At 66.4% G+C, this 12,693-nt stretch carries 9 protein-coding genes; 5 read left to right on the top strand and 4 right to left on the bottom strand.

Going from position 1 to position 12,693, the window contains the following annotated elements; translation table 11 throughout:
• Nucleotides 1–98: 98 nt before the first annotated feature.
• Together DXK21_RS08510 and DXK21_RS08505 are read left to right on the top strand one after the other, a co-directional pair.
• Nucleotides 99–722 (top strand): hemerythrin domain-containing protein, encoded by a 624-nt coding sequence (locus DXK21_RS08510; RefSeq protein WP_245945158.1) that lies wholly within the window; start codon nt 99–101, stop codon nt 720–722.
• Between the two features lie 136 nt (nt 723–858).
• Nucleotides 859–2,601, top strand: coding sequence for an SLC13 family permease (locus DXK21_RS08505; RefSeq protein WP_245945157.1), 1,743 nt, complete (start codon nt 859–861; stop codon nt 2,599–2,601).
• Nucleotides 2,602–2,622: 21 nt separating this feature from the next.
• Here the strand turns inward: DXK21_RS08505 and pdeM are convergent, their stop codons facing one another.
• Entirely contained in the window at nt 2,623–3,345 is a 723-nt protein-coding gene (pdeM, locus tag DXK21_RS08500) for a ligase-associated DNA damage response endonuclease PdeM (RefSeq protein ID WP_245945156.1), read from the bottom strand.
• Entirely contained in the window at nt 3,342–5,804 is a 2,463-nt protein-coding gene (locus DXK21_RS08495) for a ligase-associated DNA damage response DEXH box helicase (protein WP_114817357.1), read from the bottom strand. The genes pdeM and DXK21_RS08495 overlap by 4 nt, the downstream gene beginning before the upstream one ends.
• Nucleotides 5,805–6,032: 228 nt before the next feature.
• Between DXK21_RS08495 and DXK21_RS08490 the strand changes: the two genes are divergently transcribed.
• Nucleotides 6,033–7,175 carry an NAD(P)/FAD-dependent oxidoreductase gene (locus DXK21_RS08490; protein ID WP_211305991.1) on the top strand — a complete coding sequence of 381 codons (1,143 nt, stop codon included), beginning with the start codon at nt 6,033–6,035 and terminating at the stop codon, nt 7,173–7,175.
• Between the two features lie 25 nt (nt 7,176–7,200).
• On the opposite strand, the gene DXK21_RS08485 is transcribed toward DXK21_RS08490, so the two are convergent.
• Both DXK21_RS08485 and DXK21_RS08480 read right to left on the bottom strand, forming a co-directional pair.
• A complete protein-coding gene (locus DXK21_RS08485) occupies nt 7,201–8,805 on the bottom strand; it encodes a cisplatin damage response ATP-dependent DNA ligase (RefSeq protein WP_114817355.1) in 1,605 nt (534 codons plus the stop codon).
• Complete coding sequence (locus tag DXK21_RS08480; RefSeq protein WP_114817354.1) at nt 8,805–9,824, bottom strand: ligase-associated DNA damage response exonuclease; 1,020 nt, start codon at nt 9,822–9,824, stop codon at nt 8,805–8,807. The genes DXK21_RS08485 and DXK21_RS08480 overlap by 1 nt, the downstream gene beginning before the upstream one ends.
• Before the next feature lie 151 nt (nt 9,825–9,975).
• On the opposite strand from DXK21_RS08480, the gene DXK21_RS08475 reads away from it, so the two are divergent.
• Both DXK21_RS08475 and DXK21_RS08470 read left to right on the top strand, forming a co-directional pair.
• Entirely contained in the window at nt 9,976–11,217 is a 1,242-nt protein-coding gene (locus DXK21_RS08475; protein ID WP_114817353.1) for a putative DNA modification/repair radical SAM protein, read from the top strand.
• Nucleotides 11,217–12,662 carry a UdgX family uracil-DNA binding protein gene (locus DXK21_RS08470; RefSeq protein ID WP_114817352.1) on the top strand — a complete coding sequence of 482 codons (1,446 nt, stop codon included), beginning with the start codon at nt 11,217–11,219 and terminating at the stop codon, nt 12,660–12,662. The genes DXK21_RS08475 and DXK21_RS08470 overlap by 1 nt, the downstream gene beginning before the upstream one ends.
• The last annotated feature ends 31 nt before the right edge of the window (nt 12,663–12,693 follow it).

Below are 12,693 nucleotides of genomic sequence, written 5' to 3'. Positions count from 1 at the left end.
CATGCACTCGGGAACCAGCTGAGAAGTCGAAGGTTCGTACTGCGAATGTAGAGCTTGTCGCCTGCCGCTGGCCGGTCGACGCTTTGGAGGAGCAGGGCATGCAGAAATCGGTTTCGGCGAGCGAGAAACGGGCGCAGCCCATGGCGCCTGAAAAGGCCAAGGCTGAAGCCGTGGCGAAGGCGCGTTCCGTCGCGCCTGATCTCGCCGCGCGCATCGGCAGCACGCCGGCCACCAAGTTCCGGGGTGATCCCGATATCTTCGGTCGGCTGGTCGAGGACCATGATCGCCACCGTGCGCTTCTGGCCATGATGGAGGAGACAGAGGGGAAGTCTCCCGACCGCGTGCGTCTCTTCGACGAACTGGTTCATGAACTGAAGGCTCACGCGGCCGCCGAGGAGCAGGCGCTGTGGTCCAGCGTGCTGAGAAATCCCGCCACGACGGATTTCGCGCGCCACGCCGTCGCCGAGCACAAGGAGATCGATGACCTCCTGGCGGATCTGGCCGCGCGGGACATGGCCTCTCCGGGCTGGATACGGCGCTTCGCCGCCCTGCGAGAAGAATACCTCCATCACATCCGGGAGGAAGAGCAGGAGCAGTTTGTCGCGGCTGAAAAGGCATTGAGCCCGGCTGATCTCCGCCACATGCGCACCGTCTTCAACAGACGGAAAAAGGAAGAGAAGGCGGCCGTCGAGGTCGAAAAGAAGATCCGCCTCAAGGCGTGATGTCCTTGCGCCGGGAGGGCGGTCGCTCCCGAATGGTAAGTCGGCATCGATTGTGCCGCCGCGACGTTGACTGACGAAACTGAGGGGGCGGCGACACGTGACATTACAACAAGGGCTGGCGTTCGGACTGATTGCGTTGACGATTGGCGCCTTCATCTGGGGCCGGTTTCGCTACGATCTGGTGGCGGCGGTCGCCCTCGTGGCGGGCCTCGTCCTCGGGGTGGTTCCGGCAGAGGCCGCCTTTGACGGGTTCAAGAACGATGTCACGGTCATCATCGCCTGTGCTCTGATCGTCTCGGCGGCCTTTGCGCGCTCGGGGATTGTTGAAGCGGCGATGCGGCGGGTTCTGCCGTTGTTGAAGACCGAGCGGAGTCAGGTTCCGGTGCTGACCGGGGTCGTCACCCTGCTGTCCATGGCCACCAAGAACGTCGGAGCACTGGCGATCATGATGCCGGTGGCCCTGCAGGTGGCTCGCCGCACCGGGTCAGCGCCCTCGCGACTGCTGATGCCAATGGCCTTCGGGGCCATGGCGGGAGGAATGGTGACGTTGGTCGGGACAGCGCCGAACATCATCGTCGCCCAGGTGCGCCAGGAGGTCGTGGGCCAGTCGTTCGGCATGTATGATTTTGCGCCAGTCGGTCTCGGCCTGACGGCCATCGCCCTGGCCTTTCTCGCGTTCGGCTATCGCCTGCTGCCCAGGGAGCGCCACAGCGCCGCTGTGATGAACGCGGCTCTTGATGAGAACGCCTACGTCACCGAGGTCAGCGCTCCGGACGACTGGGCGCCCGGGTCCATGACGGTGTCAGCCCTGATGAGATGCGGGGAGGGAGAGGTCCGGATCATGGCGCTGATCCGCAACGGCAGGCGCCGACCGAACCCCCGTGGGAACGTGGTCGTCAAGGCGGGGGACATCCTGCTCGTCGCAGGCGAACAGCAGGGGCTAGAAGCCTTTCTGGCTACGGCGCGTCTGAAGTTGGTCTGGGAGAACCGGCCCATCGCCACGGAGAGCGCCTCAGAGGAGATTGCGGTCATCGAAGCTGTCGTCGGCCGCAACTCGCCTTTGCAGGGTCAGTCCGTTCGGCAGTCCGACCTCTATGGGCAACATGGCATCAACCTCCTCGGCGTGTCGCGCAGCGGCTATGAACTGACCCAGCATCTTCGGACCGCCAAACTGGCGTCGGGCGACATCCTTCTGCTTCAGGGCGCGGAGCAGAGCTTGCCGACCGCGCTGAAAGCCCTGGATCTGCTGCCCCTGGCTGAGCGGGAGGTGCGACTGGGTAGTCGGCGCAAGCGCTTCCTGCCCGCCGTCGTCCTTGCGATCGCCATGATCCTCGTCGGGTTCGGCCTCGTCCCGGTCGCCGTGGCCTTCTTTGGCGCGGCCGTGGTGATCGTGGCTATGGGCGGGCTGAAAATGCGGGAGGCCTACGCCGCGCTGGACGGGCCGCTTCTGGTCCTCATCGCCGCCCTGATTCCGGTTTCGGACGCGATCCAGCAGACCGGCGGTTCCGAGCTGATCGCGGGTCTGTTGAGACATGTCTTCAGCGGCCTGCCCGGGGTGCTGGCGATTGGCGGGGTCATGTTGGCCTCAATGGCGGTGACCCCCTTCCTGAACAATGCGGCGACGGTCCTGATCGTCGCGCCGATCGGGGCCACCCTGGCCAGGCAACTCGGGTTCAATCCCGATCCCTTCCTGATGGCGGTGGCGGTGGGAGCGGCCTGTGATTTCCTCACCCCCATCGGACATCAGTGCAACACTCTGGTGATGGGGCCGGGCGGCTACAGGTTCTCCGACTATCCGAGATTGGGCGCGCCGCTTAGCCTTCTGGTGCTTCTGGCCGGACCGCCGCTGATCCTGCTGTTCTGGCCTCTGCACGTCTAAGGACGAGAGTGGTGGTTTTGATCAACCAACCATGGATCGTTGATCAGGCCGCATCTTCTCATAGGAGACGGCCGCGACGCGCCGAGCCAGCAGGTAGCCGGTCGGGGGCGCGCGAAAAAGGCCAGTGAATGCGGGGTCTCGCAGATTAAGTCCTCCGGCATAGGCGCCGAAGGCGGGCAGAATCAGGCGCCTTCCGTCGGAGGCAAAGCAGCGACGGCGAATGCTTCCTGCCGGGCCGCTGATGCGGGCGCAGGGGTGCAGGTGTCCCGACACCTCGCCATCGGCGGGGCCGGGAGAGGGCTCGTGGCGTAGCGATAGCCCGGCGACCTCGACCACCTGCGCGGTCTCGCCGCCCAGGTCCCCCGCACCATCGGGATCATGATTGCCGGCGACCCAGATCAGTCTGAGCCTCTCAGCCAGAGCGGCGAGGCGCGCGCGCTCATCCGAGACGATACGCGCTGATGCGCCGTGGTCATGGAGAGTGTCGCCGAGCAGGACGACGGATCGCGGGGCGAGAGTCGCGACCTCATGCTCCAGCCGGTTCAGGGTCTCGCGCGTGTCGTAGGGCGGCAGGAGCTGCCCGCGCGCGGCGTAGGCCGATCCCTTTTCGAGGTGCAGGTCGGCGACCACCAGCATGCGCTCCCCCGGCAACCAGAGGGCGCCCGACACGCGAAACACGACGTCAGCCCCGGCCAGGCGGGTGGCGAAGGCGCCGTCCTCGGCCTCCAGCTTTGCGACGCTCAAGACATGGCCTCGTCGATCAGAGTCGCGTCTTCCAGCATCATGTCCGCGGCCGAGGTTCCGGGCGCACGCTCCTTGCCGATCTCCATCAACAGAGGCACGGCGAAGGGTGAAACATGCCGGAGCCGCTCGACACTGATCCGGCCTGAGATGCGGGCCAGCAGCTCACCCAAACGCGCCAGATCCAGAAGGCCGCGCGCCGCGTCCTCGCGGGCGCAGGACAAGAGAAGATGATCGGGATCGTGCCGACGCAGGGTGTCGTAGATCAGGTCGGCGGAGAACGTCACCTGTCGACCATTCTTCTCATGCCCCGGCATGCGGCGCTCGATCAGGCCGCTGATCAGGGCGCATTCCTTGAAGGCGCGTTTCACCATGAAACTCTCGTCCAGCCAGGCTTCCAGATCGTCCCCCAGCATGTCCTGCTGGAACAGGGCGTCGAAATCGAGGCTGTCCATTGGCCGCAGGGACCAGACGCACAGGGCGTAGTCGTTGGCCAGATAGCCGATCGGCCCGACCCCGGCGCGGTCCAGCCGACGCGTGATCAGCATGGCCAGTGTGGCGTGCGCCAGTCGCCCCTCGAACGGATAGCAGACCATGTAGTGGCGTTTGCCCCGGCTGAAGGTCTCGACCAGAAGATCATCTTCGCCGGGCAGGCTGGAGTGCGCCTTTTGCGCGTACAGCCACTCGCAGACGTCGGGCGGCAGGCGGGACCATGAGGTTTCGTCGCTCATCATCCGACGAACGCGCTTGGCCAGGAAGGTGGACAGCGCGAATTTTGAACCGCCCCAGCTAGGAACCCTGGGCTCTTTTTCGGTCGAACGGGTGACGATGGCGTCCGTCCCCCTGACTCCTTCGAAGCGCCATATCTCGCCTGCAAACAGGAAGCTGTCGCCTGGGGTCAGCTGTTCGAAATACCACTCCTCGGCCTGACCGATCTTGCGACCAGACCCGTGGCGGCCAGGCAGGCGGATGTTGAGGGTCTGGGCCGTGACGATGACGCCGACATTCATCCGATGCCGTCTTGCTGTCTCTTCATTGAGTACACGCCAGCGGCCGTCGCGACCGCGAATTATCCGTCGGAAGCGATCATAGCTTCTGAGCGCGTAGCCGCCCGTCGAGACGAAATCGACGACCTGCTCAAAGGCCTCCCTGGAAAGTCCTGCATAGGGTGCGGCCCGGCGCACCTCTTCGTATAGCTCCACCAGGTCGAAGGGCTCGGAACAGGCGCAGCCCATGATGTGCTGGGCCAGGACGTCGCGCGCCCCGGTCCTGGGCGGATCGCCGTCGAGCGCGTTTTCCGCCACCGCTTCCACCGCCGCCTGGCACTCCAGCATCTCGAACCGGCTGGCGGGCACAAGAACCGCGCGGGAAGCCTCGTCCAGTCTATGGTTGGCCCGTCCGATCCGCTGCACCAGTCGCGAGGCGCCCTTGGGGGCTGCAAGCTGGATGACCAGATCAACCGCGCCCCAGTCGATGCCCAGATCCAGCGTCGAGGTGCAGACCACGGCGCGCAGTTCCTGGCGCGACATCGCGGCTTCCACCTTGCGGCGCTGTTCGGCGGACAGGCTGCCGTGATGAAGGGCGATCGGCAGGTTGTCCTCATTCAGCCGCCATAGCTCCTGAAAGGCGAACTCCGCCTGCCAGCGGGTGTTGACGAAGACCAGGGCCGTGCGCGCCGTCTTGATGGTCTCATAGACCTCGGCCATGGCGTGCTGGGCGGTGTGGCCGGCCCAGGGCACGCGGTTTTCGGACAGCAGAACCTCGACCTGCGCCGGCGCGCCTGCCTGACCATGGACGATGTCGTCGCCTCGGTCCGACAGCCAGCGCCTGACAAGGGCCGGGTCGTTCACGGTCGCCGACAGGCCGACGCAGCGCAGATGGGGCGAAAAGCTTCGCAAACGGGCGAGGCCGAGCGCCAGCAGGTCGCCGCGCTTTGAGCCGTAGATGGCGTGGATCTCGTCGATCACCACGCAGCGCAGGTTCTCGAAATAGTCGCGCGCCCCTTCCCAGGCGCAAAAGAGAGCCAGTTGTTCCGGGGTGGTCAGCAGGATGTCGGGCGGGGCGATCCGCTGGCGCTGGCGGCGGGCCTGGCCGGTGTCGCCGGTCCGGGATTCGACCACGATCGGCAGGTCCATCTCGCGCACGGGTGTCAGCAGGTTGCGTTCCACATCCACGGCCAGGGCCTTGAGCGGCGAGATATAGAGGGTGTGCAGGGCCTTGGGCCCGTTGCGCGGCCCGCGCTCTGCCAGGTCGATCAGACTGGGCAGGAAACCAGCCAAGGTCTTGCCGCCGCCGGTCGGGGCGATCAGCAGCACGTCAGCGCCGGTCTGGGCCTTATCGATCATGGCCAACTGATGCGCGCGCGCCGACCAACCGCGACTGGAGAACCAGTCATGGAAGCGGGGCGGGAGCCCGTCGGAGGCGAGGTCGCAGGTGTCCAAGCGTGGAGGTCCCAAAGGCATGAAGTCGAATATAGGTGCGTTCTTGTTCTGTTTCACCTCTGCATCGGATGTCGAGCCTGAGGTCAGGCCGCGCCAAGGCCTGGACGAGAGCAACCCCCCGGCCACAAGGCGCGTTCCGTCGTCCGGTCTCAAAGCGAGGCTTGGAGGGAAGGCCAAATGGCGGGATTGACCCGGAAACGTGACCTGAGAAGTGGCCGCTCCCTATGGGCCGACAGTGCTTTCCTTGGCGTGCCCGTTCGCCCCTTGAAGCAGGCGATTTCGGTCGATGTCGCTATTGTCGGCGCCGGGATCAGCGGTGCGCTGATGGCCCATGAGTTGTCGCGGGATCATGAGGTGGCGGTTCTGGATCGCCGCCCGCCGATGATGGGTTCGACCGTCGCCTCAACCGCGCTCCTGCAGTGGGAGATCGACCTGCCGTTGACGGCGCTGGCCAAGAAAATCGGGCAGGCCGACGCCCGCCGGGCCTATCTGCGGTCCCGAAGGGCGGTGGACGATCTGGGGCGTATCGTGGCGGACGAGCAGATTCGATGCGGCTTTCAGGGCCGCAAGGCCCTCTATCTGGCTGGCGACGCCTATGGGCGGCGAGCGCTGGAGGCGGAGGCCGAGGCGCGGGCGGCGATCGGGTTGGACAGCCAGTTCCTGACGGCGGCTGAACTGGGCGACCAGTTTGGCGTCGAGCGGACGGGGGCCATTCTGAGCGGGGGCTCGGCCAGCGCCGATCCCGCCCAGCTGGCGGCCGGCTTGCTTCGGCGTGCGGCAGAACGGGGCGCGCGGATCTATTCGCCGGTCAAGGTCATGCAGGCGGCGTCCGACCCGGACGGGGTCACGCTGCTGACTGAAGAGGGTCCGGCTGTTCGGGCGTCGGCGGTCGTCTTCTGCTGCGGCTATGAGCGACCGGAGGGCGTGTCTGCGCCGGATTCCGATGTGATCTCGACCTGGGCGCTGGCTTCCAAGCCCGGAGCAAACCTTCCGCTCTGGCTGCGCGAGACCATGGTCTGGGAAGGGGCCGATCCTTACCTCTATATGCGCACCAGTCGGGACGGGCGGCTGATCGTCGGCGGCGAAGACGAAGCCTCCGCGACCGCGCATGCCGACCCAGCGCTGATGCGTGAAAAGCGCGACCGAATCCTGGCCAAGGTTAAGCAGCTTCTGCCCAAGGTAGAGGTGGAGGTCGACTATGTCTGGGCGGGTGCCTTTGGCGAAAGCGCTACGGGACTGCCCCATATCGCGCCGGTAGAGGGTTTGGATCACGCCTGGGCGGTCATGGGGTTCGGCGGCAACGGCATCACCTATTCGGTGATTGCCAGCCAGGTGGTCGCGGCCGCACTGAGGGGCGGGAAAGACCCAGACGCCGACCTCTATCGTCGCTGACCTCAGGGCGGGGCAGGAAGCGCGGCTAGTCCAGCATCCGTTCGAGCGTGGCCAATTCGTCGGCCTCCTTGGCCGGCTTGTCCCAGCGGATGCGGCTGATGCGAGGAAAACGCATGGCGACGCCGGACTTGTGGCGTTTGGATCTCTGCAGGCCTTCGAAGGCGACCTCCAGCACTAGCCCGAACTCACGGGTAGCGGTGACGGAGCGGACGGGGCCGAAGCGCTCGACGGTGTGGTCGCGCACGAACTTGTCGAGCTGTTTCAGTTCCTCGTCGGTGAAGCCGAAGTAGGCCTTGCCGACCGGGGTCAGCACGTGGATTCCGTCGGCGTCCTCGGTCCAGACGCCGAAGGTGTAGTCGGAATAGAAGCTGGACCGCTTGCCGTGGCCGCGCTGGGCGTACATCAGCACGGCGTCGATCAGGTGCGGATCGCGCTTCCATTTGAACCACGGCCCCTTGGGGCGACCCGCCTCATACACGCTGTCCAGCCGTTTCAGCATCAGGCCCTCTGCGGACTGCGGATCGCCGGGCGGCGGTTCGGCGCGCCGGGCGGCCAGCCCCTTCCAGGTCTCGAACGGCACCAGGGGCGACAGGTCAATGCGGTCTGAGCCGATGGCGGCGACGAAGGCCTCCAGCCGCGCGCGGCGCTCGGCGAAGGGCAGGGCGCGCAGGTCCTCGCCCTCGGCGGCCAGCAGGTCGTAGGCGCGTATGCCCGCCGGATGGCTGGCGATCAGCTTGGCTTCGGCAGTCTTGCGGTTCAGCCTTTGTTGCAGGTCGCCGAAGGGGGCGACCCGACCATCGCGTAGCACCAGAAGCTCGCCGTCGATGGCGCCTTCATAGTTCAGGGCCGCAAGGACATCGGGAAAGGCGCCGGACACGTCCTCGCCGGTGCGGCTGTAGAGGCGTTTCACGCCGCCTTCGCTGACGGCCTGAACTCGGATGCCGTCCCATTTCCATTCGGCGGCGTAGGCGGCGGGGTCGAGGCGGGGCAGGTCGATGGCCTCGTCGATGGGCTGGGCCAGCATGACGGGACGAAAGCGGCCATGGGCCATGGCCGAGGGGCGCTCGGTCTTGCCGTCCAGCCAGGCCAGGAGGTCGGCGTAGGGCGGGGTCTGAGCGTGCCAGACCTCTTGTATGTCGGCGACCTCGACGCCGCCGAAGTCCGCCGCCGCCTGCCAGGCCAGCCGCGCCGAGACGCCGACGCGCAAACCGCCCGTCACCAACTTCAGCAAGGCCCAGCGGCCGTCGGCGTCCAGGGCGTCGAGCCAGCCTTCCAACAGGCCCTGAACCTCGCCGCGCTTGGCCGTGTTCAGAGTGTCGATGACCTCGGATAGTTCCGGCTCGCGGTTGGCGCCGTGTCGGGCCGGCCAGATCAGGGCGGCGGTCTCCGCCAGGTCGCCGACATAGTCATAGGACAGGCGGAACAGCTCGGCATCGACGCGGGCCTCGACCGCCTGACGGATCATGGCGGGCTTGGCGGCGGTGAAGGACAGGGCGCCGGTCAGAGCCGCCAGGGCCCAGCCCCGGTCGGGATCGGGCGCATCGGCTAGGTGGTCGCGGATCAGTCGCAGCTTGGCGTTGCGCGACGCCGTGAACGACAACCGATCCAGCAGGGCGGCGAAGGCGCGCATTAGTCGTCATCCTCGTCTTCATAGCCGACCAGGTGCAGGGCGCGAGCCGTCAGTCCCTCCAGTTCGGCCCAGCGGCGCAGGGCGTCGTCGCGGCCGTGGGTGATCCAGATTTCCTGCGGCGACAGCTCGGTCAGGGTGGCGGTCAGTTCGTCCCAGTCGGCGTGGTCGGACAGGATCAGCGGCAGTTCGACGCCGCGCTGGCGCACACGCGCCCGCACGCTCATCCAGCCCGAGGCGAAGGCCGTGACCGGATCGGGGAAGCGACGGCTGCAGCGGTCGGCGATGGCGGAGGGCGGCGCGATGACGATGCGCCCGGCGAAGTCGGCCTTTGATCCGGTCGCCGGGGCCAGCGGTCCCAGATCGACGCCGAAATGCTCATAGAGCCGATTGAGGCGTTCAAGCGCCCCATGCACATAGATGGTCTCGTCATAGCCCGCCTCGCGCAGCAGGCGGATCACTCGTTGCGCCTTGCCGAGTGCATAGGCCCCGACCAGATGGGCGCGTTCCGGGAATTGCTGGACCGAACGCAGCAGGCGACCGATCTCCTGCGTGTCCGGGGGATGGCGAAAGACCGGCAGGCCAAAGGTGGCCTCAGTGATGAAGACGTCGCTGGGCACGGGTTCGAAGGCGGCGCAGGTCGGGTCGCGGCGACGCTTGTAGTCACCCGAGGCGGTGATGGTCAGACCCCCGTGGCGCACCGTGGCCTGGGCTGAGCCGAGCACGTGGCCGGCGGGGGCCAGCGACACCTCGACGCCGCCCACCTTGAGCCGTTCGCCATAGGTCAGAGCTTGTGTCCGACCCGCGAAGTCGGCACCGTAGCGCTCGCCCATGATGGCCAGGGTCTCGGGCGTGGCCAGGACAGCGCCGTGCCCCGCTCGCGCATGGTCGGCGTGACCGTGCGTGATGACGGCTCGAGCTACGGGGCGCGGCGGGTCGATGTAGAAGTCGCCTTCCGGGCACCATAGGCCGCCAGGCGTTGGTCGCAGGACCGAGGCGAAACCGTGATCGGGCAGGGACATGCGCGTGAGGGTCGCTTTCAAGGCCATTCGGATATCAGGGCCCGGCCCTGAACAGGGCAGGGAAACGGAGCCATGAAGGTCAGGGTTCCGCCGTCGTCCCCATCATACGGTCACGCTGGACCTTTCGGATCAAGGAACATATCATGAACGGATGGCGCGTATCGAACTTCGGCGAAAGCTCTCCATCCTGTCCGATGCGGCCAAGTATGATGCGTCGTGCGCGTCGTCCGGCGCGCCTAAGCGCAACTCCCTCGACGGCAAGGGCGTGGGCTCGACGGAGAGCATGGGCATCTGCCACGCCTATACGCCGGACGGGCGGTGCGTCAGCCTGTTGAAGATCCTGCTGACCAATTTCTGCATCTATGACTGCGTCTATTGCATCAACCGCTCGTCCTCGAACGTCGAGCGGGCGCGATTCACGGTGGACGAGGTCGTCGATCTGACCCTGGCCTTCTACAAGCGCAACTATATCGAGGGGCTGTTCCTGTCGTCCGGCGTCGTGCGCTCGGGCGACTATACGATGGAGCAACTGGTCGAGGTCGCGCGTCGCCTACGCGAGGACCATGACTTTCGCGGCTATATCCATTTGAAGCTGATCCCGGAAGCGGATGAGCGGCTGGTGGCGCTGGCGGGGCGTTACGCCGACAGGCTGTCGGCCAATATCGAGCTGCCGCGCGACGAGGCCTTGGGGCGACTGGCGCCCGAGAAGGACGCCCGCCTGATCCGCAAGACCATGGGGCAGGTGCGGTTGAGGCTGGAAGCGGCCAAGCCGGAGAAGCGCGACCGGCATCGTCCGCCGGCCTTCGCGCCGGCCGGTCAGTCGACGCAGTTGATCGTCGGCGCGGACGGGGCTCCGGACACGGAAATCCTGGACCGCAGCGCCTCTCTGTATGGCGGCTATGGCCTGCGCCGCGTCTATTATTCGGCCTTCAGCCCCATTCCCGACAGCTCCAGCGTCCTGCCGTTGTCGAAACCGCCGCTGATGCGGGAGCATCGGCTTTATCAGGCCGACTGGCTGATGCGCTTCTACGGCTTCACCGCGCCCGAGATCGGGGAGGGCGCGTCAGACGGGATGCTGGATCTGGCGGTCGATCCCAAGCTGGCCTGGGCGTTGAAGCGACGCGACATTTTCCCCACCGACGTCAATCTGGCCGCGCGCGAAGACCTTTTGCGCGTGCCGGGGCTGGGGGTGAAGGCGGTGGATCGCATCCTGTCGGTCCGGCGCTATCGCACCTTGCGGCTGGAGGATGTGGCGCGGTTGACGCGGTCGATCGACAAGGTGCGACCCTGGATCGTCGCACTGGACTGGACGCCGGGCGGTTTGACGGATGCGGAGCACCTGCGCGCGCGGCTGGCGCCGCAGCGGGCCCCGGAACAGTTGAGCCTGTTCTGATGCGCACCATTGTCCTGGCGAGTGAGACGGATTTCGCCGGATGGAAGGCGGCTGCGCGCCGTTTGCGCACTGCCGGCGTCGAGCCCGCCAGCGTACGCTTTGTCACGGCGGGATCTGGTCAGGACGGGCTTTTCGACGTTGATGGAGCGGCTGGCGCAACCGCCGTGGACGATGCTTTCGTCGTCCCCCGGGCCTTCATGGAAACGGCGGGCGACCTGATCCTGCACCGCGCCCCGGATCGGTTCGACCTGATGTATCGGCTGCTGTGGCGGCTGCGGGACGAGCCCGATCTGATGCGGGTGGTGTCCGATCCCGATGTCGCAGCGGCGGCCGAGCGGGTGAAGAACGTCCACCGCGCGGCGCACAAGATGAAGGCCTTCGTTCGTTTTCGCGAAACGAGGGATGCGGACGGCGAGCGCTGGGTCGCCTGGTTCGAGCCGGCGCATCGCGTGCTGGAAAAGACGGCGCCCTTTTTCGCACGGCGGTTCAGCACCATGCAGTGGTCGATCCTGACGCCGGATGGGACCGCCCACTGGGACGGAGACGCCCTGACCTTCGGGCCGCCGGGACGACAAGAGGAGGCTCCGCAGGAGGACGAGGTCGAGGATTTCTGGCGCACCTACTACGCTTCGACCTTCAATCCTGCGCGTCTGCGCACGCGCATGATGCAGTCGGAGATGCCGAAACGGTATTGGAAGAACCTGCCCGAGGCTTCTCTGATCCCGGGACTGGTGGCCTCGGCGGCGGCCCGCACCGAGATCATGGTCTCTGAACCTTCGTCTCTGCCAAATGAGAAGTTTCAGCGCCTGCGCCCACCGACGGTTGATCGGACCTCGACCGATGACCTGGTCGCTGCGGACCCGACGGACCTGGAGCGAGGCCTGCAGAACTGCCGGCGCTGTCCTCTCTGGCGGGATGCGACCCAAGGCGTTTGCGGACAGGGACCGCGCGAGGCGCGGCTGATGATTGTCGGCGAGCAGCCGGGCGATCATGAAGACCTGGCGGGACAGCCTTTCGTCGGGCCAGCAGGTCAGGTTCTCGACGTCGCCCTCGCCCAAGCGGGCATTGATCGCTCAGGGGTCTACCTGACCAATGCGGTCAAGCACTTCAAGCATGAGCCGCGCGGCAAGCGACGCCTGCACAAGACGCCCAACGCGGGCGAGGTCCAGGCCTGCCGCTGGTGGCTGGATCAGGAGCGCAGACTTGTTAGGCCCCGGCTGATCCTCGCATTGGGCGCGACGGCGGGCCTGGCTGTGCTGGGGCGAAAGCCATCCATCATGGCGGAGCGGGGCGCGGTGATTGACACGCCGGATGGCGCGCGCGCTCTGCTTACGCTTCATCCGGCCTTTGTCTTGCGTATGCCTGATCTTGAGGAGCGTCGCCGCGCGCGCATGGCCCTTGTCGAGGATCTCAGGATGGCTCGGACAGAAGCGGGGCTGACTTGATCGGGCTAGTGATCGTCCGCCGTCTTTCAAA

Source organism: Brevundimonas bullata (assembly GCF_003350205.1).
GTDB lineage: Bacteria > Pseudomonadota > Alphaproteobacteria > Caulobacterales > Caulobacteraceae > Brevundimonas > Brevundimonas bullata.
The sequence above is the reverse complement of the archived record's forward strand: the minus strand, read 5'-3'. Positions and strand labels throughout refer to the sequence as shown.